This window comes from Paenibacillus xanthanilyticus, assembly GCF_042682185.1.
Taxonomy (GTDB): Bacteria; Bacillota; Bacilli; order Paenibacillales; family Paenibacillaceae; genus Paenibacillus_Z; species Paenibacillus_Z xanthanilyticus.
The window spans coordinates 2,464,089-2,488,636 of record NZ_JBHUHA010000001.1; the positions used below are offsets into that span (position 1 = coordinate 2,464,089).

At 59.7% G+C, this 24,548-nt stretch carries 24 protein-coding genes; 6 read left to right on the forward strand and 18 right to left on the reverse strand.

Features of this window, described 5'->3' with window-relative positions; all coding sequences use genetic code 11:
• Positions 1 to 111: 111 nt before the first annotated feature.
• Positions 112 to 681 carry a hypothetical protein gene (locus ACFSKT_RS10410; protein ID WP_377722669.1) on the forward strand — a complete coding sequence of 190 codons (570 nt, stop codon included), beginning with the start codon at positions 112 to 114 and terminating at the stop codon, positions 679 to 681.
• A 339-nt stretch (positions 682 to 1,020) separates the two neighbouring features.
• On the opposite strand, the gene ACFSKT_RS10415 is transcribed toward ACFSKT_RS10410, so the two are convergent.
• The gene (locus ACFSKT_RS10415) at positions 1,021 to 1,803 is read right to left on the reverse strand and encodes an isocitrate lyase/PEP mutase family protein (RefSeq protein ID WP_377722670.1); all 783 of its coding nucleotides are present in this window, start codon (positions 1,801 to 1,803) and stop codon (positions 1,021 to 1,023) included.
• 135 nt (positions 1,804 to 1,938) lie between these two features.
• Here ACFSKT_RS10415 and ACFSKT_RS10420 point away from each other — a divergent pair, with 135 nt between their 5' ends.
• A complete protein-coding gene (locus ACFSKT_RS10420) occupies positions 1,939 to 3,507 on the forward strand; it encodes an ABC transporter substrate-binding protein (RefSeq protein WP_377722671.1) in 1,569 nt (522 codons plus the stop codon).
• 12 nt (positions 3,508 to 3,519) lie between these two features.
• Positions 3,520 to 3,792 (forward strand): hypothetical protein, encoded by a 273-nt coding sequence (locus ACFSKT_RS10425; RefSeq protein WP_377722672.1) that lies wholly within the window; start codon positions 3,520 to 3,522, stop codon positions 3,790 to 3,792.
• A gap of 74 nt (positions 3,793 to 3,866) precedes the next feature.
• Here ACFSKT_RS10425 and ACFSKT_RS10430 read toward each other — a convergent pair whose 3' ends face one another.
• The 5 genes from ACFSKT_RS10430 to ACFSKT_RS10450 form a co-directional block, all read right to left on the reverse strand.
• Positions 3,867 to 4,241, reverse strand: coding sequence for a DUF6463 family protein (locus ACFSKT_RS10430; protein WP_377722673.1), 375 nt, complete (start codon positions 4,239 to 4,241; stop codon positions 3,867 to 3,869).
• A 24-nt stretch (positions 4,242 to 4,265) separates the two neighbouring features.
• Positions 4,266 to 4,565 (reverse strand): hypothetical protein, encoded by a 300-nt coding sequence (locus ACFSKT_RS10435; RefSeq protein WP_377722674.1) that lies wholly within the window; start codon positions 4,563 to 4,565, stop codon positions 4,266 to 4,268.
• A gap of 8 nt (positions 4,566 to 4,573) precedes the next feature.
• A complete protein-coding gene (locus tag ACFSKT_RS10440; RefSeq protein WP_377722675.1) occupies positions 4,574 to 5,758 on the reverse strand; it encodes an ArsA family ATPase in 1,185 nt (394 codons plus the stop codon).
• A gap of 64 nt (positions 5,759 to 5,822) precedes the next feature.
• Positions 5,823 to 6,296, reverse strand: a complete 474-nt coding sequence (locus ACFSKT_RS10445) for a MarR family winged helix-turn-helix transcriptional regulator (protein WP_377722676.1) — start codon at positions 6,294 to 6,296, stop codon at positions 5,823 to 5,825.
• A gap of 212 nt (positions 6,297 to 6,508) precedes the next feature.
• On the reverse strand, positions 6,509 to 7,300 hold the full coding sequence (locus tag ACFSKT_RS10450) for a hypothetical protein (RefSeq protein WP_377722677.1): 792 nt from the start codon (positions 7,298 to 7,300) through the stop codon (positions 6,509 to 6,511).
• Positions 7,301 to 7,631: 331 nt separating this feature from the next.
• Here ACFSKT_RS10450 and ACFSKT_RS10455 point away from each other — a divergent pair, with 331 nt between their 5' ends.
• The 3 genes from ACFSKT_RS10455 (at position 7,632) to ACFSKT_RS10465 (ending at position 10,730) form a co-directional block, all read left to right on the forward strand.
• Entirely contained in the window at positions 7,632 to 8,627 is a 996-nt protein-coding gene (locus ACFSKT_RS10455; protein WP_377722678.1) for an iron-hydroxamate ABC transporter substrate-binding protein, read from the forward strand.
• 79 nt (positions 8,628 to 8,706) lie between these two features.
• Entirely contained in the window at positions 8,707 to 9,714 is a 1,008-nt protein-coding gene (locus ACFSKT_RS10460) for a FecCD family ABC transporter permease (protein ID WP_377722679.1), read from the forward strand.
• Positions 9,711 to 10,730, forward strand: coding sequence for a FecCD family ABC transporter permease (locus ACFSKT_RS10465; protein ID WP_377722680.1), 1,020 nt, complete (start codon positions 9,711 to 9,713; stop codon positions 10,728 to 10,730). The genes ACFSKT_RS10460 and ACFSKT_RS10465 overlap by 4 nt, the downstream gene beginning before the upstream one ends.
• A 130-nt stretch (positions 10,731 to 10,860) precedes the next feature.
• Here ACFSKT_RS10465 and ACFSKT_RS10470 read toward each other — a convergent pair whose 3' ends face one another.
• From ACFSKT_RS10470 to ACFSKT_RS10525, 12 genes are all read right to left on the reverse strand, one after another.
• Positions 10,861 to 11,805, reverse strand: a complete 945-nt coding sequence (locus tag ACFSKT_RS10470) for an ABC transporter permease (RefSeq protein WP_377722681.1) — start codon at positions 11,803 to 11,805, stop codon at positions 10,861 to 10,863.
• Positions 11,798 to 12,727: an ABC transporter ATP-binding protein gene (locus ACFSKT_RS10475; RefSeq protein ID WP_377722682.1), complete on the reverse strand. Its 930-nt coding sequence runs from the start codon at positions 12,725 to 12,727 to the stop codon at positions 11,798 to 11,800. The genes ACFSKT_RS10470 and ACFSKT_RS10475 overlap by 8 nt, the downstream gene beginning before the upstream one ends.
• A 10-nt stretch (positions 12,728 to 12,737) precedes the next feature.
• Positions 12,738 to 13,832 carry a DUF4097 family beta strand repeat-containing protein gene (locus ACFSKT_RS10480; RefSeq protein ID WP_377722683.1) on the reverse strand — a complete coding sequence of 365 codons (1,095 nt, stop codon included), beginning with the start codon at positions 13,830 to 13,832 and terminating at the stop codon, positions 12,738 to 12,740.
• Between the two features lie 2 nt (positions 13,833 to 13,834).
• The gene (locus ACFSKT_RS10485; protein WP_377722684.1) at positions 13,835 to 14,578 is read right to left on the reverse strand and encodes a hypothetical protein; all 744 of its coding nucleotides are present in this window, start codon (positions 14,576 to 14,578) and stop codon (positions 13,835 to 13,837) included.
• Positions 14,579 to 15,292 (reverse strand): ABC transporter ATP-binding protein, encoded by a 714-nt coding sequence (locus ACFSKT_RS10490; RefSeq protein ID WP_377722685.1) that lies wholly within the window; start codon positions 15,290 to 15,292, stop codon positions 14,579 to 14,581.
• A gap of 1 nt (position 15,293) precedes the next feature.
• Positions 15,294 to 15,671, reverse strand: coding sequence for a GntR family transcriptional regulator (locus ACFSKT_RS10495; protein WP_377722686.1), 378 nt, complete (start codon positions 15,669 to 15,671; stop codon positions 15,294 to 15,296).
• 211 nt (positions 15,672 to 15,882) lie between these two features.
• Complete coding sequence (locus ACFSKT_RS10500; protein WP_377722687.1) at positions 15,883 to 16,323, reverse strand: GNAT family N-acetyltransferase; 441 nt, start codon at positions 16,321 to 16,323, stop codon at positions 15,883 to 15,885.
• 206 nt (positions 16,324 to 16,529) lie between these two features.
• The gene (locus ACFSKT_RS10505; RefSeq protein WP_377722688.1) at positions 16,530 to 18,293 is read right to left on the reverse strand and encodes a glycoside hydrolase family 2 protein; all 1,764 of its coding nucleotides are present in this window, start codon (positions 18,291 to 18,293) and stop codon (positions 16,530 to 16,532) included.
• Positions 18,294 to 18,360: 67 nt separating this feature from the next.
• Positions 18,361 to 20,802 (reverse strand): family 43 glycosylhydrolase, encoded by a 2,442-nt coding sequence (locus ACFSKT_RS10510; RefSeq protein ID WP_377722689.1) that lies wholly within the window; start codon positions 20,800 to 20,802, stop codon positions 18,361 to 18,363.
• A gap of 3 nt (positions 20,803 to 20,805) precedes the next feature.
• On the reverse strand, positions 20,806 to 21,645 hold the full coding sequence (locus tag ACFSKT_RS10515; protein WP_377722690.1) for a carbohydrate ABC transporter permease: 840 nt from the start codon (positions 21,643 to 21,645) through the stop codon (positions 20,806 to 20,808).
• 34 nt (positions 21,646 to 21,679) lie between these two features.
• Positions 21,680 to 22,573 (reverse strand): carbohydrate ABC transporter permease, encoded by an 894-nt coding sequence (locus ACFSKT_RS10520; protein WP_377722691.1) that lies wholly within the window; start codon positions 22,571 to 22,573, stop codon positions 21,680 to 21,682.
• Between the two features lie 87 nt (positions 22,574 to 22,660).
• Positions 22,661 to 24,091, reverse strand: coding sequence for an ABC transporter substrate-binding protein (locus ACFSKT_RS10525; protein WP_377722692.1), 1,431 nt, complete (start codon positions 24,089 to 24,091; stop codon positions 22,661 to 22,663).
• Between the last annotated feature and the right edge of the window lie 457 nt (positions 24,092 to 24,548).

Consider the following 24,548-nt stretch of genomic DNA (forward strand, 5'->3'; position numbering starts at 1 on the left):
CGGGCGCCTCATCTTCCTGGAAAACCGAGGATGACCTACCCTGCCAACCGTGATTGCGCCGGAGGTATGATGAGAACAGATCGAAACCAACCTTAGGAGGCAATAAACAAAATGAATGTTAATCGCGTAATTCAATGGCTCGGCTTGATTTGTTTGATCGCGGGGATCGCGAGAATGGGGATGACCCCGACATCGCTCATCTGGGGCACGGACAGCGTACAGGAGCTGACGTTCGGCTTCATCGCCTGTATCCTCATGTCCGTCGGCTCGATCGCCTTGTATATGGTGCAATCCCGCGAGACCGGCATCCTAGGCTTTATCAGCACGCTCGCCATTATTGTCGGCAACGTCATGACGACGGCGCTCGTATTCACCTCGTTCCTGCCCGGCTTCCAGGAAATCGCCGAAGGAAGCGCCATTACGGGCATTACCCAAATGATCGGCATGATCGGCATGGCCGGCGGCACGCTGCTGTACGCCATTGTCACCTTCCGCGCCAAGGTGTTCCCTCGCTGGGTCGCGGTGCTTCACGTGGTCATGCTGCTGAGCATTTTCCTACCGATCGAAGACAACAAGTACTTCGCGTTCTTCTGGGGCTTGTCCTACGTCGGCGCCGGCCTGTGCATCTGGATCGGCAAACTGACGCCGCGCTCGGTCGAAGGCGGGAAGTTCGCGGCTTAACCTAAGGCTTATTCAGCATCACGAAATCACTACGCCCCCTCAAGCTTTGGATATCCACGCAACGCAGCCGGCCATCCCCACAGGGAAACAACGTAATGGTATGGCCGCTCCCCATCGCGCATCACGCGCCCACAACCGATTATCCCCGCTTCACCTCTCCGATTTTATTTCCAAAAAACCGCTCGCACCGGAAAAGGCAGCCTGTCCGCCCGGTGCGAGCGGCTTCTCGTCTATCGATGGGAGGCGATACCGGTTCCGCGCCGTTATTGCGTCCCAAGCGCTTCCTCTCGCGCCTGCAGCTTATCCGCCACTCTTCGCCCACGTATCCGCGTCTTCCGATCACACGCCGGCGCCCGGCTCATAAAGCGCGGACGTATCCCGCAGCCGCCACAGCTCCGCCGCCATGGCTTCCACATAAGCCGTCGCCGCATCCGAGAACGCGTTGCCGATGCTGAACCGTTTCACGCCGAGCTCCTGCAGCCTGACCGCGTCCGTCATACCCGGCAGGGACATGACGTTCAGCGGCAAGCTTACGCCCGAGACGACTTCCGCGATGTCCGTTTCTTCCCGAAGACCGGGTACGAAGAGGCCGCTGGCGCCGCTCTCGGCATACGCCTTCCCTCTGGCGATCGTCTCCCCGAGCGGCTGCTCCAGGAGAAGATACGTATCGGTGCGCGCATTCATGAAGAAGCCGTCATACCCGTTAGCATCAAGCGCGGAGCGAATCGCATACAGCAGCGCCGCCTGTTCGCCCAGCGGCTTCAGAGCCCGCGGCCCTTTCGACGAATCCTCGATGTTGATCCCCGCCGCCCCCGCCTCCGCAATGCGCAGCACGTGGCTTACCACCGTCTCCGTATCCGCGCCGTATCCCGCTTCGATATCCGCGGAGACCGGAATGCTCACCTGGCTCGCGATCGCCCGAATCAGCTCCACATGCACCTCGAATCCGATCCGCTCGCCGTCGGCGAATCCCCGCGTGCTTGCCACGCCCCAACTGGTCGTGCCGATCGCCTTGAATCCCGCCTTCGCCAGGGCTAGCGCCGACATCACGTCCCACGCATTGCCCAGAAACAACAGTTCATCCTTGCGGTGCAAATCGTCGAATACTCGAATCGTGTTCATGGTCCTCATCCTCTGCTTCGTTTTTGTTCGCGCCAAGGCGCCTCGCGAACTTCAGTATGGCGTATCCGCGGAGGAGCAAAAAGTGTATCATTTGCATAGAACCGTTCACCTTTTACGAAGAGAGGATTCACGCCTATGCACATCGCACAGCACTTCTTCGAGCTTCGCGCCCATTACCGCGCGCAGCCCGATCGACTCCTGTTCCCCGTTACCGTCGAGAAGCTGTCCGAGGTGTGGTACTGCACGCCGCGCAACGTCAAAAAAATCGTCCGCGACTTGTCCGAGCAGGGGTGGATTCAGTGGCAGGCCGGCAGAGGGCGCGGGCACACGTCGCAGCTGGCGTTCATCGCGGACGAGAACGAACTCTTGTCGTCGGAGATCAAGCGCAAAATGGCGCAGGGTCAGATCAAGGAAGCGATGGACTGGATGAACCGCTTCGGCACGCCCGCCGCGCGGGAGCTGCTCATCGACTGGCTGTCCGGCGAAATGGGTTTCTCCCGCAGGCGCGTCGAGGGCGATGCACAGGATACGCTGCGCTTCCCGGTCCACCGGGCGCTGGAGACGCTGGACCCCGCCCTCGCGTATTATGCGTTCGACTCGCATATCATTAGCCAAGTGTTCAACACGCTGGTCGAGTACGACCCGGACGCCCGCGAACTGAAGCCTTGTCTTGCCCATACGTGGACGAGCGGCCCGGATGCCACGACGTGGACCTTTCATCTTGGCAAACATATCTTGTTCCATCACGGCCGCGAGCTGGCCGCTTCCGACGTCGTCTTCTCGCTGGACCGGATCCGGCAGCATGCGGACCGGTACTCCGCCTCGTGGATGCTGCAGGACGTCGTGTCCATCGAAGCCGTCGATTCGCGCACCGTGCGCATCGCGCTTGCGCGACCGAACGTGCTGCTGCCGCGCTTCCTGAGCACGGCGGCGATGAGCATCGTCCCGGAAGAGCTCGCGCGCGCCTCCGGCGACGCGTTCGCCCGACAGCCGGTCGGCACCGGCTCGTTCCGCATCACGCAGCTCGACGAAGGGCTGTGCGCGCTGGAATCGTTCCCGCGTCATTTTCGCGGAAGCCCGCTGCTCGACCGTGTCGAAGTCTACATCTTGCCCGGCGTCGAGGAAGGACGGATTCGGCAGCCGGACTGGAACTCCGTCCTGTCCTCGGACGGTCGTGCGCAGCGGCCTTCTTCGCCCGCCGATACGGATCCGCCCCAAGATTGGCACGATCTGGAGGCCAGATGCATCTGCTGCAGCGTGCTCGCCTTCAACCTCCGCAAGGACGGGCCGCACCGGCATCCGGCCTTTCGGCACGCGATGGACCGTCTGCTCGACCGGGAGCGGATGATCGCCGATCTGGGCGATAGTCTCATCATACCGGCGGACGGGTTCCGGCCTGCCGCGATCGCCGCCCCAATGGCGGCCGACCGTCCGACAACGGAGGAGACGGGGGCCATCCGCCGTCTTCTTCTCGAAAGCGGGTATGCGGGCGAGACGCTGCGGCTGTCCTCCAATTCCTATCATGAGACGGAAGCCAACTGGATCATCGCTTGCTGCCGAGCGTATGGCATTCAGGTCGAACTCCGCATTACGAACGAGGTTCCGGGTCAGGCAGGGGCCGGCGAACCGGACGACTTCGATTGCCGGTTATTCGGCTACGTGCCGATCCACCCGGAAATTACGGAGATGGGCGCTTACTTGTAGCCGAATTATTTCTTGTCCGCCATCGATGAGGCGAAGCTGCCGCTTGTATGGGATATCGTGCGCTCGGCATGCGCAGAGCCCGAGGAGCGCTTACGGGCTCGGCATCTGGCCAGTCTGGAAGCGCTCCTGAAGGACAGCGCGTCCGTCCTGTTCCTCGTGCACAAGAAGAACAACACGCAGTACCACCAAGCCGTGCGAGGCGTGCGCATCAATTCGTACGGCTGGGTCGATTTTCGGCAAATTTGGTTCCCTTCCCAGGAGGCTGCCGCCGTCCCCCTGTCATAGCGAAAGGCTGTTTCCGCGTCATCCATAGGTGACGGAAAACAGCCTTTTTTCGTTCTGCCTCGCAGTTCGCGCATCTATCTCCTTGCCAGAATCCAAGCTTGCGGGAGCCCCAGCCAGAAACCCGACACCGGCATAATGACCGCGCCGAGCAGGCACGTCGCCATTAGCAGCCACCCCAGCGCCACGGGAGGGGTTGCCCCAAGTTTCTTCAGCATCCAATCCACCGCATAACCGAGCAGCATGAGGACGAAACCGAACATCATGAACCAGAAGGCGTTCTCGCGATGGATCAGCCGCTCCTCCCCGACCACCGTATCCCAGAAGCCCTCCGTTACGATCGGGATCAAATCCGGAGTGAAAAGCGCCAGCCCTACTACGGTGTGCAGCAGCCCCGTCAACACGAGGCATAACCCCATTTGCCTCTTCAGTCCGCTTACATGGTTCGTCATGACTTCCCGCTCCTTTTCATCGTTTTACTCTTCCGCGATCTCGATTTTGCGCGCGCCTCTCGCCATCTTCGACGCGGCAGGCTTGCGAGAAGCGATGGAGCCGGACGACGCGCCGCTCCCCTCAGCCGCATCCCGGCCCGCCTCTGCGTCGTCATCCAAGACGTCGATCAAACTATCCAGCACCGTGCGGGACGCAAGCAGCCACTCCTTGGCGGCCGACCGCGCATGCCGGAACGCGCCCCGCTCCTCCATCCGCTCGAACAGCTCCGCCGCAAGGAACGCCCCTCCGGCCAGCCGGACGAGCCTCGCCTTTCTTCTTCGCATGCCTGAACTCAGCTCCTTCCCGCCGTTTCCCGCTTGCCGAACCGGATGACGAGCCGATCTTCCGCATAACGGGCTCCGAGCACGGCACGCCCCATCAGCGTCCTTGGAAGCACGACCTTCCGTTTGTACGTGCCCGCGTTGACCGTCAGCTCGTCGCCGTTCTGCGTCAGATCTAGCTCCTGCTTGCTGACGAACGGGATGCTCAGCGTAAGCAGCAGCTCACCGTCCGCCTCTTCGATCGTCTCGGTTCTGCCGGCGAACAGCATCGCAGATGGGTCGAGCTCCCCGAATACGAGCTCTGCCAGCTCGCCGAGCACCTCGGTGCCGATCGCCTCTCTCGGCAGCAGCGGCGCCTTCAGAATCGGGAGCGGCTCGAAGTTCTCCCGGATCTCCGTCTCGTACTGCTTCTGCAAAGCGCGCCAATGCGCGAAGAAGCCCTCGCCCGCCTCATCCGGCAGCACCCGGTTGACAATGACCGCGTCGGTGTGGAAGCCGAACAAATTCAAATAGGTGAACGAGCGTTTCGCCTCCGCCAGCACCATTTTCTCCGGATTGATGACGATACGCACCGACGTGACGGCCGGGTCGAGAATGATCCGCTGCATGTCCTCCAGCCCCCGCGCGAACCGCTCGATCGTATCCAGCACGTCGTCCGACGGCAGCTCGACGCTTCCCACCAGCTTCGATACCGGGCGGACGAGTTTGATCAGCCGGCGCTCGTGCGGGAAAATTTTGTCCAGCCACCAGTTCAGCACATTCGGATAGCTCAGAAGCCGCAGCGTCTCCCCCGTCGGCGCGCAGTCGACCACGAGCGCGTCGAATTGGCCGCTCTGCGCATGCTTCTTGATCTGCAGCAGGCTGAACAGCTCCTCCAAGCCCGGAAACACGAGCATCTCCTCGGTCGTCACGTCGCGCAGCTGCGCCTTGTCGAGCATCGCCGTCAGCCATCCCTGCACCGCGCCCCAATTGTTCTCCGTCTCGCGAAGACTGCTGACCTCTTGGCCCCAGAGATTCGGTCCGAGACCGACCGGATCCGGCCCGATCGGCATGGCGAGCGAATCCGCCAAGCTGTGTGCCGCATCCGTGCTGAGAATAAGCGTACGCTTGCCAGCCTTCGCCAGCTTGACCGCCGTCGCCGCCGCGATGCTCGTTTTGCCGACGCCACCCTTGCCCGTGTAAATGATAATCCGCATAGCCTTCGCCCCTTTTAGTACGATTTCGTAGTAATTATCGAAAAAAGAAACCGGTTCAACCCGGTTACTCCTCGATGCGAATCTTGACCGCTTGCGCGCGCGTCTCCGCCGCCCGCGCCGGTCCTTCCTGCTGCAGCACCTTCGCCGCCTTCAGCAGCAGCACGGTGAACTGCTCCATCTCTTCCGGCGTGAACGCCGTCTCCAGCTTGCCCAGCACCGACATCATCATCTGCTCGGACTCCTTGGCGATGGCGCGACCTTCCTGCGTAAGGGTGACGAGCTTCACCCGCTGATCCTGCGCGGACGTCGCGCGGGCGATGTATCCTTTGCGCTCCAGACGCTTGGCGATGCTCGTCATGGAGCTGAGCGGCGCGCCCATCTCGGAAGCCAGCTCCGTCATCGTCGAATCGCCGCGGAACAGCAGAATGAGCAGCGTCGACAAATCCGAGCGCGTGACCTTCTGTTCAAGCGGGTGGGAATCGAGAAAGGCGAACGGGCGCAGTCCGGTTCGAAGGAAGAGGTCATATAGCTGATGCATGCCGGAAGCTCCTTTTAGAGGGGTTCAAAGAGTCTCCAATTGATCGCGAAGCAGATCAAGGCGCTGACTCGTCGACTTATTGAACCTCCATTTTTAGTACGATTTCGTAGTAGTTATGACGTTAATTTACTACGATATCGTATTATTGTCAATTAATAAAATGGAAGCCCGTCCCATGGGATCGAGCTTCCATTCGTCAGTGCCGCTGTCGACTAGCCTTTCATCCAGAACGTATTCAAGTACGCTGTCTTGAAGCCCGCCTTCAGCATGTTGCCGTGGCTCGCCGTTCCGAATTCCACGTCCGTCGCGACGAAGTCCAAGCCGAGCGCTCTCGCATCCGACAACCGGCGGCGAATCAGCGACGTCTGGCAGCCCCTTCCGCGGTAAGTCTCGAACGTATAATCGTTCGCCAAATACCCGGATCGACCATAGATGAACATCGAGCCCATCGCAGCCGGGGCTCCATCGATCCGCAGCATATAATTCGCGAAGTCGGGACGATGAAAGAACGGCTTGGAGCGCGCCATCATTTCCTGGGTAATGACCATGTCGCCATGCGAATCTCGAATCCAACCGACGAATGCTTCCGCGGTCTCCTCCGTCACGCGCTCGATCTCAAACTCCGAATGCCCACCCGCATCGTCAAGCGTTTCCATATACATGTAGACCAATTGTTGAACCGGCCAATATCCGCGCTCGCCCAACGACCGCGCCACCGATTCCGCCATGCCCTCCGGCGTGAGCTCGAAGGACGGGGATGCCTTGCCGTATTCGGCCAGCAGCTTGTCCAGCTCGGCGATGTGCTGCGTTCCGAAGCCTTTAATCCGATTATAGTAGGGCGATGCCGTGTCGGCGTGGTCCATCAACAGCTTGCAATCTCCCGCATGCCGGATCTCCAGACGCCTAGGCACGGCGCTCAGCGACCGGGCTGCGTTCAGCTTCGTCAGCTCCAGCTCGAGCGTTTCGATTCGTGCGAGAATATCCCGCGGCTTGTAGATGTTCAAATTACGGCCCCCTTCTCTTTTCAAGTACCAAGAAGCAATTATCGCAATAAGTATGGTGAAAACTCATTCACGCAGCCGCCTTCCACATTTTCGTGGATAGGTAGAACCTTGTCAACATTTGTCGTAAACCCTTACATTTCCTTTAATGAAAATTTTAAAATGGGTTGGGCAAACTAAACCCTTGATTTGTCCAAATTTAAGTCAAAACCCGTTGACACGGTATGGGAATCGCGATATATTTGTTTTCGTTGGAAATGATAATCATTATCATCGATATCGAGAAGCAGTGAGCAAGGAAACAACCTATACAACACTAAAGGGGACCACAGCAATGAAGAAGTTACTCGTACCATTCGTCCTGATCCTTGTGCTCGTTCTGAGCGCATGCGGCGGCAAGGACAACGCATCGAACAACGCCAACTCGGCGGCCGGCAGCAACACAGCGACCGAGAGCAATACAGCGGCTGAAGGCAACGCAGCAGAAGGCAATGCAGCAACGACCGAAACAAAAACAGGCACCGTCACCTACCAATCCGAGACCGGTCCGGTAGAAGTGCCTGCTGACCCGCAGCGCGTCGTCATGCTCTCCGGCTTCACGGGCAACGTCATCAAGCTCGGCGTTCCTGTCGTCGGCGCGGACGTATGGTCCAAGACGAACCCGACGTTCACGGAAGAAATGAAGGACGTCGTGGAAGTATCCGACGAGAATCTCGAGAAGATCATCGAGCTGAATCCGGACCTGATCATCGGTCTCTCCACGATCAAGAACATCGACAAGCTGAAGGAAATCGCGCCGGTCGTTACGTACACGTGGGGCAAGCTGGATTACCTGCAGCAACACGTCGAAATCGGCAAGCTGCTGAACAAAGAGCAAGAAGCTCAAGCATGGGTGGATGACTTCAAATCCCGCGTCGAGCAAGCCGGCAACGAGATTCGCGCCAAAATCGGCGAAGACGCAACCGTATCCGTCATCGAAGCATGGGGCAAAGATCTGTACGTGTACGGCGCGAACTGGGCCCGCGGCACCGAAATCCTATACCAAGGCATGAAGCTGAAGATGCCGGAGAAAGTCAAAACCGACGCGCTTGAAGCCGGTTACTACACCCTCTCCGCGGAAGTGCTTCCGGATTACATGGGCGACTACGTCATCCTGAGCAAATACTCCGATGCCGACGCTGCTTTCCAGCAAACCGAAACATACAAGAACATCCCGGCCGTGAAGAACAACCACGTCTTCGAAATGCAAGGCGAAGGCGCTTCGTTCAGCGACCCTGTAACGCTCGAGAAGCAGTTCGAGTTCTTCAAAAAATCTTTCCTCGGCAACTAATACACCATTCGGGAGGAATTCTTAAAGCCACTTTAAGAATTCCTTTTTCCCTATTCTAAGAAGGAAAAGATGAGTGATCATGACGAAAAAAAATCAGCGTTCGATTCCGTTCACAATTAAATTCATCGGCTCGCTCCTCTTGCTCGCAGCCATGTTCGTCGTCGCCATGGCCTTCGGGGCGGCGGACATCGCCGTCCGGGACGTATGGGCGGCATTGACCTCAAGCGAAAGCAGCCAGTCCATCAACATTATCCGGGAAATGCGGCTGCCGCGCGAGATCGCGGCGATCGTCGTCGGCGCGGCGCTGGCCGTCGCCGGCGCGATCATGCAGGGCATTACCCGCAATCCGCTCGCCGATCCCGGCCTGCTCGGTCTCACGTCCGGCGCCAACGCGGCGCTCGCGGTTGCGATCGCCTTCGGCGCGGGCAGCATGTTCTCCACGATGGTCGCCTGCTTCATCGGCTCGGCCGTCGGCGCCGGACTCGTCTTCGGCATCGGCGCGCTGAAGAAGGGCGGCTTCTCGCCGGTGCGCCTCGTGCTGGCCGGCTCCGCGGTATCCGCGTTCCTGTTGGCGCTCTCGCAATGGGTCGGCATCCATTATAAAATTTCCAAATTCGTCTCCTCGTGGACCGCGGGCGGCATGGTCGGCACGACCTGGAGCCAGCTGCAAATCATCGTGCCCATCGTCGCGCTCGGCATCCTGGTCGCGATTCTGCTGTCGCGTCAGCTTACGATTCTAAGCTTGAATGAAGAGGTCGCGCTTGGCCTTGGCCAGAATACGACCAAGATCAAAATGGCCCTCTTCGTCGTCATCATTCTGCTCTCCGGCGCGGCGGTCGCCCTTGTCGGCAATCTCGTCTTCGTCGGTCTCATGATCCCGCATCTCGTGCGCGCGTTCGCGGGCACGGATTACCGATACATACTGCCGCTTGCCGCGGTCATCGGCGCGACGTTCATGCTGCTCGCCGATACGATCGGCCGCACGATGAACGCGCCTTACGAGACGCCGGTCGTGGCGATCGTCGCGATCATAGGCCTGCCTTTCTTCCTGTACGTCGCGCGTAAAGGGGGCAAAGCATTCGCATGAGACAATCCGTGATCGCGAAACAACGTATTATCCTCGTCGTCCTGCTTGCGCTCATCTTGGCGACGATCGTCATCAGCATGGGGCTTGGCGCCGCGAAGCTCTCGTACGACCGCCTGCTTCCGACGCTGTTCGGGCAGGGAACGTTCAAAGAAGACTTCGTCCTCTTCTCCATCCGTCTGCCGCGTATCGTCATCACGCTGCTCGCCGGCATGGCGCTCGCGCTATCCGGCTCGCTCCTGCAAGGGGTAACGCGCAACGAGCTGGCCGATCCCGGCGTTATCGGCATCAACGCCGGGGCAGGCGTCGGGGTGGCCGTGTTCTTCCTGTTCTTCCCGATCGAGCCCGGCTCGTTCGTGTACATGATTCCGGTCGTCGCCTTTATCGGCGCGATGATCACGACGCTGCTTATTTATCTGTTCTCGTACAGCCGCAAGCACGGCCTTCAGCCGATCGCGATCGTGCTGAACGGCATCGGCTTCGCCTTCGCCCTCTCGGGTCTTATGTTCGTCCTCATCTCTTCCGCTGAACGGGAGAAGGTCGACTTTATCGCGAAATGGCTGGCGGGCAACATCTGGGGAACGGATTGGCCGTTCGTCTACGCGCTGCTTCCTTGGCTCGTCGTGCTCGTGCCGTTCGCCCTCTACAAGGCGAACCGGCTCAACATTCTCGGCCTGAGCGATCCCGTCGTCATCGGCGTCGGCGTCTCGATGAACAGGGAACGCTCGTGGCTGCTGCTGGCCGCGGTCGCGCTGGCTTCGGCCGCCGTCTCCGTGGCAGGCGGCATTACGTTCGTCGGGCTGATGGCGCCGCACATCGCCCGGGCGCTCGTCGGTCCGCGCTTCCAGCTGTTCATGCCGGTCTCTGTCCTCACCGGCGGCTTCCTGCTGCTCGTGGCGGATACGATCGGACGCAACATCGGCAGCGCGGAAGGCGTGGCGGCCGGCATTATCGTCGCCCTGATCGGCGGTCCGTATTTCGTCTATCTGCTGCTGCGCAAAGATAAATCGGCCGGTTAGAAATCAAGCAAGCTGTGCGCAAAATTAAAAAGAGGCAGGTCGCTAAGGCGACCCGCCTCTTTTTCGTTATTCGCCGAATCCATGCTCGATTCCGTCCGCGAGCGCGGCGAAAGAATAGACCCGTCATGGTTTAGGCCGCGACGTCTCTGCGCGTAAATACGAGCCAAGACACGAGATTGAACACGACGAAATAAGCAGTCAACACAAGAATCGAGAACGTGAGCGTCATCCCGTCCTGATAAGGGCGGCCGTCCAAGTACATGGACAAGTCCAGGTTCGCGAAGAGCACGTACTTGCTCCACGAGTAGATCTGGATGAGCTCCGTCAAGAGCGTGCCCGCGAACAGCGCGAAGATCGAGAACCCGATCGCCATGGCGCTGCTGCGGAACGCTGCCGAGATCATGAATGCCATCGTAACGAATAGAATCGTCGATACCCCATTCAGCAGATAGGTCTGCCATAGATTAGCAACCATGCTCTTCTCCATCGCGTTGCCGGCCGCGTCGGTCGTGACGAGCGGCAGGGCCATGTCCTTGAACTGGTAGAGCAGCCCGTTGATGAGCACGGAGACGACGAACAGCACGACGAGCAGCAGCAGTCCGAATAGGATCATGGAAATATACTTCGATACGAGAATCTTCAGCCGGCTCGCCGGACGAATAAGCAGCAGCTTGATCGTACCGGTCGAGAACTCCCCGGCTAGACTGTCCCCGGCCACGATCACGGTGAACAGCGTGATGAGCATGACGAGCGTCGCCGAGCCGTTAATGCCGTCCCACATCGTGCCCGACTCGGGCCTAATGTCGTGCGCAAGCTGGTATTCAATAATGGCGAGCTGATCCTGGATATACACCTTCGACTCTTCTTCGGTATCCGGATCGGCCAGCGCCTTGGTGAAGTGCTCCTTTTGTTCGGCAATCTCGGTGCGCCAAGCGTCCGGCTGGGCGTCTTTGTCGTCGTAATACCACTCGACGAAGCTGCCGAGCAGCACGGCTCCGATCATGAGCGCCACCATGACCCACGTGCGCCAGCGGCGGTACAGCTTCATGTTCTCGTTGAGAATCAAGTTAACCAATGCGCTCACCTCCCGTAATTTCCAAGAACCGGTCTTCCAGCGATTGCCGCATCGGCGTCACGCCGTAGATGCGGACGTCCGCGCGCATCAGATGGGCGAGTATATCCGGTACCCGATCACGGTCAGCCGTCACTTCCACGCCTTCGGGAACCGCCTTCACCGCGCTCGCCCCCGCGATCTCCACGACGGACGCGAACGCCCGATCGGCGGGAGACGCCTCGATCAAGTAAGACGCCGCTTCATCCCGCGACCCGATCAGCTCCTGGGTCGGCTTCACGTCGACGATCTTGCCGCCCATCATGATGGCGACCCGGTCGCACATGAGCTCCATCTCGGAGAGCAGATGGCTGGAGACGATGACCGTGATCCCTTCCTCGCGGGTCAGCTGACGCAGGTAGTCGCGCAGCTCGCGGATACCCGCCGGATCCAGGCCGTTCGTCGGCTCGTCCAGAATGAGCAGCGACGGGCGGTGCAGGAGCGCCTGCGCGACGCCGAGCCGCTGGCGCATGCCGAGCGAATACTTCTTCACCTTGTCGTGAATCCGGTCCTCCAGCTTGACGAGCTCCACCACCTCGCGGATGCGCTCCTTCGTGACGCCGGGCACCATGCGCGCATAGTGAACGAGATTATGGTAGCCGCTTAAGAATTTGTACATCTCCGGGTTCTCGACGATGCCGCCGACGTGGCTGATCGCCTGTTCGAATTGTTTGGCGACGTTCTTGCCTTGAATCGTAATCGTGCCGGAGCTGATTGACATCAGACCCACCATCATTCGGATCGTGGTCGTCTTGCCGGCGCCGTTGGGGCCGAGGAAGCCGAAAATTTCGCCCTTCGGCACGTCGAACGAGACGTTATCGATAATCGTCTTGCGTCCGATTCGCTTCGTTACGTTGCGAAGACTTACGATAGGTTCGCTACTCATGGTCTGCCTCCTAGTTCTTCTGCGGCTCGGCCGCATGGGTATAAAGATGAATGTCCGACGCGACGCCGTCGATGGCAATCGACTTCGCGCCGTCGCCTACCGTGCCGCGGAGCCGCTTCAACCCGACGTTCTGCGAATCGCGTTCGATCGGAAGCGGCAGACGAGTGCGGATGCCGCCGTCCTGGACGGAAACGTCCAAGGCGTAGCCTGCGCCCTCATCCAGCATGACCGTCACGTCGCTCGACTCGGGCCGAATGCGCGCATCGCCCTTCATGCCGACCAGCTGGACGTTGCCGGCTACGACCGACAGGTCGGTATCGCCGCTGTCGCTTAGCACGACGGAACCTTGCTCGGCTCTGCCCGTAACCGGTCCGTCGACCGAACGGATATAGTTCACCCCGTTGTCGCTCTCCAGCTGTAAGGCGCCACGTACGTCCTCCATATTGATGTCGCTGGTATCGTTCTTCAGCGCGACGCTGCCCGTAAGGTCATGCAGGTAGACGTTGCTGTATGACACATCCGCGGCGATCTGCCCGCGGACGCCGGCGATCTCCAGCATGCCGCTGCCCAATTGGACGTCAAGATCGCCCTTCGTGTCCGCGATCGTCAAGGCGCCGTATTGGTTCTTCACGATCAGCTTCAAGCCCGCGGGGAGCTGCAGCTCATAATCGAGCGAAATCTCGCCGTCTTCAACGGGCTCGCCGCCCAATGCCGCCGCAAGCGTCAGCCCCTCGCCTTCGCGGGTGTCGCCGACTTTGAGCTTCGCCAGCTTCCGGTCGGCCGCTTCCTCGCTTGGCGCGGTGACCGTTATCTTGTAGCGCAGACGAATCGTCTTGCCGTCGGCAGGCTTGACGTCGATATCGCCGTGCCAGCCCGTTAGCGACACGCTCTGGATCGCATCGGCTTCGACGGTCAGCTCGCCTTCCTTCGTCTTCGTTGAATCTTGATGCGCTTCTCCGTACACATTCGTCTTCTGTTCATTGACCAGCTTTCGGCCGAAATCCTCGAACATCTCTTCTTTCCCGATCCAGATGTCGACGATCATACCGGCCATCGCGACCGCCACCAAGAGGAGAAGGACGATCCGGTTCATTCGCAATGCCATCCTTACACCTCCACGACTTTCTCGAATAAATAACCGTTCAGCCAGATTAGACCCGCGCCGAGCAGCGCGAGCGCGACGAACATGCCCGAATGCAGATAGATCACGTCGGCCAATTCGCCGCCGAAGCGAAGATCCGGCAGCCAGGCGAGCAGCATCGACAGAAGGGGCGCGGCGCGGAAGATCAGCCATAATCCTCCGAAGAAGGCAGCCAGCACCACGACCCACCGGAAGCGCGCGACCAGCTGACCGCACAAGAACGCGAACTGCGCAAGCAGCACCAGCAGCGCGATCGCCAGCAAGTAGATCCAGGAGCTGTTGCCCGCCATGTTCAGCAGCGTGGCGGAAATCTCGCCGAACGCCTGGTCGCTGAACAGCGCCTCCCACAGGTTGCGGAGCAGAATGAGGCTGAAGCTGACTCCCATCCACGCCAGCGTCCCGACGAGCAGCAGCAGAAGCGCGGCGAGCTTCGCCGCGAGCACCTTCCACCCCCGCATCGGCAGCGACATCAGCAAGTAGATCGTATTCGTGCGCCATTCGGTGCCCAGCTGGAAGAACCCTACGCCGACGACGAGCATGGACGCGAACAGGAACGGCATGAAGATCGAGATGACCAGCATCGCGTCGTCGCCCCAGGCCTCGCCTTTGAACTTCACGATCATCTGCAGCACCGTCACGGCGACGCCGTAAACGGCGAACAGCGGGAACAGGCTTTTCACTTCTTTGCGGAATAAATTGCGGAAGCCCATCTACGCGTACACCTTCTCCCATATGTTCTCGAGCGAGCAGCCGTACGCCGAACGCAGGTTGTCGGCCGTGTCGAACAGCTTGACGCTGCCATGGTGCAGGAAGATGACGTCGTCGAACATCGGCTCCGACTCGCTGACCGAATGCGTCGACAGGAGGATCGTCTGCTCCCCGGTCTGGAATTCGCTGATGATCGACCGGATGATTTTCGCCCGGGACGACGGGTCGATGCCCGAGAACGGCTCGTCGAGCAGCACGAGCGGCACATTCCGCGACAGAGCCGCGATCAGCTTCAGCCGCGCGCGCATCCCTTTGGAGAGATTGCGCACCTTCTGCCTGCCGTCGAGGTCCATCGTCATGAGCAGCTCGGCCGCCTTATCCGCCTGCCAGTCGTCGTAGAAGCCGGCGATGAAGCGCAGCGTCTCGTCGACCGTCATCCAGCCGTACAGATGATCGATCTCGGGCAAATAAGCGATCTGCTTCTTATAGCTGGCATCCGGCGCGCGTCCGGCGATGCGGATCGTGCCCGACGTCGGATGGATGAGGCCGGCCAAAATCTTCAGCAGCGTCGACTTCCCGCTTCCGTTCGGGCCGAGCAGCCCGACGATGCTGCCTTTCTTGATCTGAAGGTCGATGCCGGTCAAGGCGGTCTTGAGCAAATAACGCTTGTGCACGCCGGACAGCTCGATCATATTCTCCGTAACTTCCGTGGACACGCTAACCCTCCTTCTTGTCTTTCTGTAATTGGTCGCGCAGGATCCGCTCGATCTCTGTCGCCTCTATGCCTAAGCCGCGCATCTCCTCGATGAAATGCAAAACGGCGGTTTGCGCCATCTCCGAACGAATATGCTGCAGCAGCGCCGGGTCGTTCTTAATAAAAGTCCCTTGTCCGCGCAATGTTTCCGTCAGTCCTTCCCGCTCCATTTCTTGATATGCCCGCTGTACCGTATTCGGATTGACATTGGACATCTGCGCTCTTTCCTTCAGTGAAGGAATTTTGTCTCCGGGAGCGAGCTCCCCGCGGACGAGCGCCTTCTTCGTCTCGTCGACCATCTGCAAATAAATCGGTTTGGGGCTGTTGAAATTCAGCTGCAACGTTCTATCCTCCTTCACCTCAACGAACCAGTGCACTATCTCACTAGTGCACCTCAAACATTAATCGCCTTTGTCGAACTTGTCAACGATTTTTTGGGGAGGCATGCCAAAAAAGCCGCGTCCGCTCGAACGCCCGCTTGAGGGACATTCGAAGCAAAAACGGCTTTCTTGTGTGACTTCATATGACGGCTCGCAGGGGAGCCGATATCGGTCATCGTACACGCTTAGTACCTTCATACACGCGGTCAAAATGATGCGCGGCGATCCGCATCCGCCGCTTCAAGTAGAAGCGGTGGGCGTCATGCCGCTGCACGCCCGAATCCAGATGCAGGGACTGACAGCCGGCGCGAAGCGCTTCCTCGTCGAGCCAATTCATTAATTCGCCGGCGTATCCGCTTGCGCGGCTGTTCTCGTCCGTAATCAAATCGTCCACATACAGGAACCGGCCCCAGGCCAGGTTCGCGCCGAGCCGATAGCCCGCCGCCGCCTTCGCCACCCCCTGCTCGAAGATGACCGCCAGCCGATAGCCCTGCTCCTGCAAACTCCGGATCGTCTGGACGTAGTCGTCCTCGGCCAAATGCGGGCGAAGCTGTTTCATAACGGCGAAAGTCGCGCGGATCTGTTCGTCGGTTTGCGCGATGGTGACACTCATCCCGGTTCACTCCTTCATAGGCTCGTTCAGGCTAACGATAGCGGAAGAAGCGACCAGAAAAAAGAGCCAATCATGAGCGTTTTTGATGAACCAGTTATATCACCCGCCTGTGCTTGCTCCCCTCTAATGTACCGCGATAGCAAGCGAGCAGCGAAAACAGGCTGCCCTTAAAGGGAGCCTGTTTTCGCGCCTATCGGCAATGACGTTTAAGCTAAGTTGATTTCGCGGATGAGTTCGAGCGGCACCTTCGGCTTGCGGTCCTCGGTCAAGAGGCCGTTCACCTCTTGCTGCACGTCGGTAATCTGCGTGTAACAGTAGCCGACGATGTAATCCGTCTCCTTGATCGCCTCGTGGATACCCCGGAATCTCGCGATGAACGCCTCTTCCGACGCCTCTTGATTGCCATAGCCCCAGCCGGATTCCGACTTGAAGGCGATGCCGCCGAACTCGCTGACGATGATCGGCTGGCCGCCGTAGCGATATCCGTCGGCATAGGCGTATTTCCAGTGGTTGAACGACTTCTCGTTGTCCGTAATCTCGCCCTTGTTCGCATACCGCTTCAGGAATTCGTCCTTCGTCTCCACGTAGTCGTGCAGCGTCAGTATATCCGAGACCGTATGCTCCCAGCCGTCGTTGGTAATGACCGGACGATGCGGGTCGAACGCTTTGGTCAGGTGGTACACCGATTCGGTGAACTGCTGCTGCCGGACGTCGTGCCGAATGTTCATGATGCCCCACGATTCGTTGAACGGCACCCACGTGACGATCGACGGATGATTATACTGCTGACGCACGATCTCCATCCATTCGTTCGTGAATTTCTGCACCGCGTTATCGTTGAATTCGAAGGTCGCGGCCATCTCCGACCAGACGAGCAGCCCTTTCACATCGCACCAGTAAAGGAACCGCGCGTCCTCGATCTTCATATGCTTGCGCACGCCGTTGTACCCCATCGCGAGAATATGGTCGATATCCGCAATGAGCGCCTCTTCGGACGGCGGCGTCAGATGCGACTCCGGCCAGTAGCCTTGGTCGAGAATGAGCCGCTGGTAGATCGGCGCGTTGTTGAGCAGCACCTTGCCCTTCTCGATCGAAATCTTCCGCATGCCGAAGTATGAGTAGACATGGTCGATCCGCTCCTCGCCCCGATAGAGACGGAACTCCACGTCGTACAGGTTCGGATGCGCCGGCGACCAGTGGCAATGCTTCCACGGGCCGTTCGCCTCATGCACGAGATCGACGTCCAGCCGCAGCCAAGGACGGTCGATGACGAGACTGGCCGTCTTGACCGGCTTGCCCTTCAGGCTGATGACGGTCTCCAGGCGAAGGTCCGCCGCGGACGCGAGATCGCCCTTCACTTGATATTCGAACCGGACGGATCTCGCATCGAAGTCCGGCGTTATTTTCACGGTATCGACATGGACCGGCTCGACGAATTCCATCCACACCGTCTGCCAGATGCCTGTCGTCTGTACATAGAAGCACTCGAAGTTGTCCTGCACCCAACGCTGCTTGCCGCGCGGCTGCGTCGCGTCGAGGCTGTCCTCGACCTTCAGCGTCACTTGGTTCTCCGCGCCGTATGCGAGGTACGGGGTGATGTCGAAGCTGAAAGCCGCGTAGCCGCCTTGGTGGCTGCCGACGTAGCTGCCGTTGACCCACAGTTTGGCGATATAATCGACCGCCTGAAAATGAAGCAGCACGCGCTTGCCCGCCGCTTCCGCCGGAATATCCAGCGCGCGGTTGTACCAGACGTTCGGATGATGAGCTGTCTCGCCGATGCCGCTTGCCGTCGTCTCGTAGGTGAACGGAACGAGAATCGTCCGGTCGCCGCCGAAATGCGACGGCCAGCCATTGCGCTCGCCCTCGTTCGCGTCGTCGAAGCCGAAGCGCCACGCGCCGTTCAGGTTCGTCCAGTTCTCCCGCACGAACTGCGGGCGGGGGTAATCTTTGATATACATCTTCGTCGTCATATGCTGATCTCCTACTCCATGATCGCGCACTCGCCAGGTGCGGAGCGCTTTATAATGTCTTGCCGTTCTATTCCTTGCCAATCGGCGAGACGGTCACCTCGGAGAACGACCAGCCGGCCGAACTCGCGCGCAGGCCGATGCGTCCGTGCAGGAACGCGCTGCTATCCGCATAGACGAGGAGCGGCTCGTCGCTGCCGTCCGCGTAGACCGTCAGCCGCGGTCCATCCAGCTTCACCCGGACGCGGGCCGTCTCGCCTTCGCCGATCTCCAGCAGGGCGGAATCGAGCTCTTCGTTCAGCTCGTAGCTGATCTTGCGCAGAATGACGCGTCCGTTGCGGAACGCCAGCTCGTAGCCGATGAAGGCGTCGGCGACCTGATCCGGGAAATCCGACTCGCTTGTCGTCCGCAGCAGCATCGCCGCTTCCCCGAGCGGTTCCGCCGTCTTCGTCAAGCCGAAGGACGCCTCGTAGTCTCCCCAGCGCACATCGCCGCCGTACATTTTGCTATCCCGGTCGTCGCTCGCCAGCGCGTAGCTTCCGTCCTTCGCCTGCCATTCGCCGAAGGTCGCCTCCGGATCGAATTCGACCGGCGCGGCTTCGCCTATCTCGGCCGACAAGGCGGCTTCGAGATAACGAATGTCCGCTTCGCCTTTGATGCCGGTCAAGGTGAGCCACTGCGTGCCTTTCTTCAAAGTTAGACGCGCAATCGGTACTTTGGCCCAATCTTCCTCGCCCGCGAAGGACGCTTCCTCCAGCGTGACGCTCCCGCTTGCATCGCCTGCATGAACCTTGAGCTTTGCGCCTGCCGATGCCTTGGTCACCATCGCGGCGATCGCATACGTCCCGTCCTGTTTCACGTCGACAGGGAACGCTATTTCGCCGCCTTGGACCAGCTTGGCCGCTCGGCTGCCGTCAGGCGTCTCGGCCGCGGATACCGGAGCCGTCGCGCCTTCGCCGGTGACGCCATGCGCCGCTTCCATCGTACCCGGCACCGGCTTGATCGCCTTGGCGTCGCTGCTGCCGCCTGCTTCACCCGAGAAGGCGGTGTAATGCAGTTCCGGCTGCAAGGCTTCCGCATACCGGTAGCCGATGCGTCCGGCCGCCGCTTGCCATTCCTTACGCTCGGCCAGCAGCAGGCCGTCCCAATAGACGCGCGTCCCCGCGGCGTCCGATTCGACCCGAACCGCGTGCAGCGCAGCAAGATCGGTGCCGTCCGGCAGCTTCGCTTCTTGCAGCGCGGCCGCTTGACCTTCGCGCATCTCCCGGAGCGACAGCGTTCCTGCCGACGGGTCGATGCCGATGCTGCGGTAGTTCCGCTCGTCCTTGAAGGAGAATAATGTCTCGAACCGCTCACCAGCCGCTGACGGAGCGCGATGCCCCTTGGGCTGGATGATGGCATTGAATTCCGCCGTGAAGCGAGATCCCGTCTGCTCCTTCGTCACCCACATGCTGCCGCCATCCGCTCCGGACGCCTGCTCCCACTTGTCCGCCGCCGGATCGCCGCCGAGCGGATCGCGGAACGTCGGAAGCGCCGGCGCCTCGGTTGGCGCGCCGTGCGTCGGGCCGAGCACCGCCATTTTGTCCCCGTTGAAGGTCAGCCGATCCATGTTCAGCATACGCACGGGCGGCCCTTCGGCCGAATGGCCGATCAGATTGTGATAGACGATGTAGTAAGAGTCCATGTCCGGACCGAGCACCGTCGCGCTGTGGCCAAGCCCGCTGAAGTCCTTGGCCGTCGAGATGAGAATCGGGTTATTCGCCGCGATCGTGTACATCCCGTCCGGCGCCTCGTGCCCGACCGCGTAGTTGACGCGATAGCCTTTGCTGAATACGTGGTTGCCGGTGTACGTCAGAAAATACGTTCCGCCCCGCTTGATAATCATCGACCCTTCCGTCCAATGGCCGAGCGAGCTGTTCAGCTTCGTCCCCGCGTCCATCGTGTACGGATCGTTCATCCGGCTGGCGACGATGCCGCCGGACTCCGCCCGGGTGAACGTCCAGCTGGCGTCGTCGTCGATGAACACCGAGCCGTCGATCGTCTGGCCAAGGTTCTCCGTCTCGATCGCGAATGGCCCGGTCGGGCTATCGCTGCGCAGCACGTAGTGCCCTTTGCCGCCCGGAGACGTGTACATATAGAAGGAGCCGTTCCAATAGACGACCTCCGGGGCATAAGCGCCCTCGGTCAGCGGCTCCTCCGTCACGAGTCCGGCATACGTCCAGTTGACCAGATCGTCCGAGCTCCATGCTTTGACGCCAATTCGCCAATCCTTCGTGCTGCAGTACAGATAATACTTGCCGTTATGACGCAGCACGTACGGGTCGCCGATGCCGTAATCCTCCCATTCTTCGGGCAGCGTCATCGGGTTCTCGTAGGTTCTCTCCATCGTCACCGCCACCTTGTCGCTTGCTTCGTTGTTGTCCGTGGACATCCAGAGCGTGCCGCCAGCGGCGGCCGCGATGACCACGGCGCCCGTGCCGATGAGCGTCCACTTCTTCGCCGGGCTCTTCATGCGCTACCCTTTGATCCCGCTGATCGCCATCGATTCGATGAAATAGCGCTGCGCCAGGAAGAACACGATAATAACCGGAAGCAAAGCGATAATCGAGGCCGCCATCATGGACGGGTAGTTGGAATTGGAAATATAGTTCGACTGCATGCTCGCGATGAGCACTTGAATCGTTTGCTTCTCCGGCGTATGCAGGTAGATGAGCGGTCCCATGAAATCGTTCCAGATGCCCATGAAGCCGAGCGCCGCCTGCGCCGCGATCGCGGGTTTCGCGATCGGTAACGCTACCGTCGTGAACGTGCGGAAGTAGCCGCAGCCGTCGATTTTGGCCGCATCGATCAGGTCGTTCGGAATCGCCCCCTGCATGAATTGGCGGAAGAAGAAGATCGTGACGATGTTGCCGAATAGACCCGGCACGATCAGCGGCAGCAGCGTGTCGACCCAACCCAGCTCGGAGAAGCCGATGTACTGCGGAATCATGACGACTGAATACGGGATCATCATCGTACCGAGCAGCGCCATGAAGATCGCTTCTTTGAACGGGAAATCGAATTTGGAGAATGCATAGGCCGCCATCGCCGCGACGAACAAGCCGACCGAGAGCACCGTCACGACGATGATCGCGCTGTTCATGAACCCGTGCAGCAGCGGCGCTTTATCCCAAACATCCGAGTAGTTGGCCCAGGTGACGGGATTCGGAACCCACTGCGGCGGCACGTCGAACACGTGCGCTTGCGTCTTCAGCGACGTCGATATCGTCCAGATGAGCGGTCCGAGCATGAATACGGAGCCCACGAGCAGCAGGGCATAAATGATTGCATTAATAAGCCGGCGTTCTTTCGCCATTGTCCTTCACGCCTCCTAACGGTCGTGCTTACGCTTAGTCCTGATACACCCAACGCTTGGAGAAGCGGAATTGGATCAGCGTCACGATGAAGATAAGTATGCCGAGCACCCAAGCGACCGCGCTCGCGTAGCCCATGTTGAAGTATTTGAACGCTTCCTGGAAAATGTAGAACACGATCGTGCCCCCGCTGTATTCCGGTCCGCCGTCCGGGGTCAAAATGTACATCTGGCTGAACGCCTGGAACGTGCCGATAATGCCCATGACGACGACGAAAAAGTGAATCGGCGACAGGAGCGGCAGCGTAATGTGGCGGAATTGATGCCAGCGGCTCGCGCCATCGACCTCGGCCGCCTCGTAGTACGTCGAGGAAATACCCTGCAAGCCCGCCAGATACAGCACCATCGTGCCGCCGACGCCGCCCCACAGGCCGAGCATCAGGAACGACGGCTTCACCCAATTCGGATCGCCGAGCCAATTGGGGCCCTGCACGCCGAAGATGCGCCAGATGAATTCGTTAATGATGCCGTAATCGTAGTTGAGCAGCCACTGCCAGAGCAGCGAGATCGCGATGATCGGAGAGACGACCGGAATATAGTAGATCGTTCTGAATATCGAGATGCCCTTGAGCGGCCGATTCATCATAATCGCCAAGACGAGCGCCACGATCATGCCCAGCGGAATGCCCAGCAGCAAGTAAAACGTGTTGAACAGCGCCTTGTAAAACTTCTCGTCCTCCGCCATCTTCGCGAAGTTATCCACCCCGACGAATTTGGCCGGCGTCATCATGTCCCACGACATGAAGCTCAGCCCGAAGGAGGTGAGCAGCGGCGCCAAGCCGAAGATCAGGAAGCCCAGCACGGGCGGCGCCACGAACGCCAAGGACCACAGCATTTCCTTGCGCCGAAAGCCGGTCGTTTTCTTCTTCATTAGTATCCTCCCCTGCCTCAAGCAAGCGGAAAGGGGCGAAGGTGCGGATGCCCGACCTCTTCGCCCCTCCCATCCGCCATTCGGGCCTTACTTGTTGCCTTCGTCGTACAGCTTCTGCAGCTTAGGCTGCTCTTCCTTGAGGAATTCCGCGGCCGTCTTCTTGCCCGTCCACACTTGGCTGGCGTCTTGGTTGAACGTATCCAGCCACTTGAGGTTCTTGGAGCCGACTTCGACCGGCGGTCTGCCGTAGTCTTCGATAATGTCGATGAACACCTGGCGGGTTTGCGGCGCTTTGTCCATCTGGAGGAATTCGCCCTTCGCCATGTCGATCAGGTTCGGCACCGCTTGGCCGAGCTCGTAGTTCTGCTTCTGGGAATCGCGGTCCAAGCTCAGGTAAGCCGCCAGCTGGAACGCATCCTCCGGAAACTCCGTGTTCTTGCCGACGACGAAGCCGAGCGAGCCGAGCCATGTCGCCGTTTTGCCCGTCTTCGGACTTGCCGGCCAGGCCGCGATGTCCCACTTGAACGGCAGGTTCCAGAAGCCCGGCTGATCCCAGGGCCCCATCGGGAACATGGCGATCTTGCCGGCTACGAAGCGCGCGTAACCGTTCTGCGCCTTCTCGTCGTCCGGGGAAGGACTTACTTTGTATTTGTTGCCCAGGTCAGCCGCGAACTGCATCGCCTCCGCGAACTCCGGCGTGTCGATCGTGACGGTGCCTGTGCTGTAGTCGATCCAGTCGCCGCCGTTGCCCCATACCGCCGCTTCCAGCGAGAAGCCCGCGATGCCGAAGGTATCGATCTTGCCGCGCGCGTTCTTCACCGTCAGCTTCTGCGCGGCAGCCAGCATGTCGTCCCATGTATACTCCCCTGCTTTGGCGCTCGGGTAAGGAAGTCCGGCCTTGTCGAACAGGTCCTTGTTGTACGCCATCGCCCATGGACCGACGTCCTTCGGCAGGCCGTACAGACTGCCCGTGCCGACCGTCTTGCCGTCGAAGCGGTAACGGTCGAGACCGGCCTTCCAGACGTTGTTCGGATCGACCGCCCCGGTCGATTCGATGAGCGGGTCGAGATTCAGCAATTGATCGCTGCTGACCAGCTTGTTGAAGTGCGCGCCGCCCGCGTAGAATACGTCCGGCGTCTTCTTCGCCGCGATGAGCGTATCGAGCTTCTGGTAATATTCGCCCGGCGGCACGACCGTATATTTGACTTTCTTGTTCGGATATTTCTTCATGTATTCGTCGATCAGCTTCTGGAATACCGCTTTCTCGGTGTCGCCGCCCCAGCCCATGAATTCGATCTGGGACTTCGCGTCCGCGGCCGCTTCAGCACCGCCGTTGTTCGTTCCCTCCGCGGCCTTGCCGTCGTTCGTCCCCTGCTCCGCGTTGCTGCCCGCATTCGCCGGCTGATTCGCGTTCCCGCCGCCGTTATTGTTGTTCGATGCGCAGCCGGTTACGCCCATCGCGAGCACCAGCATCGCCGCCACGGACATATGAGACCATTTCTTCTTCCAAATCACCATTTGCCTTCCCCCTTAAGGATGAATGATTCCGTCTGAAACAAATAAGCTGCTTTCGCGGTTGCATCTAGTTTCTTTGTTTTGTTACAACTTATTTGTTTGTATCCAAAATATACATGCGCCATATTCTTCTTGTCAACGCTTTCTTTCAAAAAAAGTGTATCAATCGATGAAAAAGGGCTTTGCCCTTGGAGAACCTGTTCACGTTACCGCTCCCCCTTCCCCCTCCGCCGAGGGGAACCAAAGGACTTCGCCCTCTGGACACCCTTTTTCGTGCTGACACAATTGTTCGCGGTCGGCGGGTCGGCTTGAGTTGGGCACGCTTTTGTCCTTGAGGACAAAGCTTCAGTCCCCGTGACATCGTTCGGTGGGTCGGCTTGAGCTGGGCACGCTTTTGTCCTTGAGGACAAAGCTTCAGTCCCTGTGACATCGTGCTGACCTTCGCTTTTGTCCGCTTCCG

Bases quoted from the DNA above. Each gene is read 5' to 3' on its own strand.
- ACFSKT_RS10410 (WP_377722669.1), top strand. From the start codon at position 112: ATGAATGTTAATCGCGTAATTCAATGGCTCGGCTTGATTTGTTTGATC.
- ACFSKT_RS10415 (WP_377722670.1), bottom strand. From the start codon at position 1,803: ATGAACACGATTCGAGTATTCGACGATTTGCACCGCAAGGATGAACTG.
- ACFSKT_RS10420 (WP_377722671.1), top strand. From the start codon at position 1,939: ATGCACATCGCACAGCACTTCTTCGAGCTTCGCGCCCATTACCGCGCG.
- ACFSKT_RS10430 (WP_377722673.1), bottom strand. From the start codon at position 4,241: ATGACGAACCATGTAAGCGGACTGAAGAGGCAAATGGGGTTATGCCTC.
- ACFSKT_RS10435 (WP_377722674.1), bottom strand. From the start codon at position 4,565: ATGCGAAGAAGAAAGGCGAGGCTCGTCCGGCTGGCCGGAGGGGCGTTC.
- ACFSKT_RS10440 (WP_377722675.1), bottom strand. From the start codon at position 5,758: ATGCGGATTATCATTTACACGGGCAAGGGTGGCGTCGGCAAAACGAGC.
- ACFSKT_RS10445 (WP_377722676.1), bottom strand. From the start codon at position 6,296: ATGCATCAGCTATATGACCTCTTCCTTCGAACCGGACTGCGCCCGTTC.
- ACFSKT_RS10455 (WP_377722678.1), top strand. From the start codon at position 7,632: ATGAAGAAGTTACTCGTACCATTCGTCCTGATCCTTGTGCTCGTTCTG.
- ACFSKT_RS10460 (WP_377722679.1), top strand. From the start codon at position 8,707: ATGACGAAAAAAAATCAGCGTTCGATTCCGTTCACAATTAAATTCATC.
- ACFSKT_RS10465 (WP_377722680.1), top strand. From the start codon at position 9,711: ATGAGACAATCCGTGATCGCGAAACAACGTATTATCCTCGTCGTCCTG.
- ACFSKT_RS10475 (WP_377722682.1), bottom strand. From the start codon at position 12,727: ATGAGTAGCGAACCTATCGTAAGTCTTCGCAACGTAACGAAGCGAATC.
- ACFSKT_RS10480 (WP_377722683.1), bottom strand. From the start codon at position 13,832: ATGGCATTGCGAATGAACCGGATCGTCCTTCTCCTCTTGGTGGCGGTC.
- ACFSKT_RS10485 (WP_377722684.1), bottom strand. From the start codon at position 14,578: ATGGGCTTCCGCAATTTATTCCGCAAAGAAGTGAAAAGCCTGTTCCCG.
- ACFSKT_RS10500 (WP_377722687.1), bottom strand. From the start codon at position 16,323: ATGAGTGTCACCATCGCGCAAACCGACGAACAGATCCGCGCGACTTTC.
- ACFSKT_RS10505 (WP_377722688.1), bottom strand. From the start codon at position 18,293: ATGACGACGAAGATGTATATCAAAGATTACCCCCGCCCGCAGTTCGTG.
- ACFSKT_RS10510 (WP_377722689.1), bottom strand. From the start codon at position 20,802: ATGAAGAGCCCGGCGAAGAAGTGGACGCTCATCGGCACGGGCGCCGTG.
- ACFSKT_RS10515 (WP_377722690.1), bottom strand. From the start codon at position 21,645: ATGGCGAAAGAACGCCGGCTTATTAATGCAATCATTTATGCCCTGCTG.
- ACFSKT_RS10520 (WP_377722691.1), bottom strand. From the start codon at position 22,573: ATGAAGAAGAAAACGACCGGCTTTCGGCGCAAGGAAATGCTGTGGTCC.
- ACFSKT_RS10525 (WP_377722692.1), bottom strand. From the start codon at position 24,091: ATGGTGATTTGGAAGAAGAAATGGTCTCATATGTCCGTGGCGGCGATG.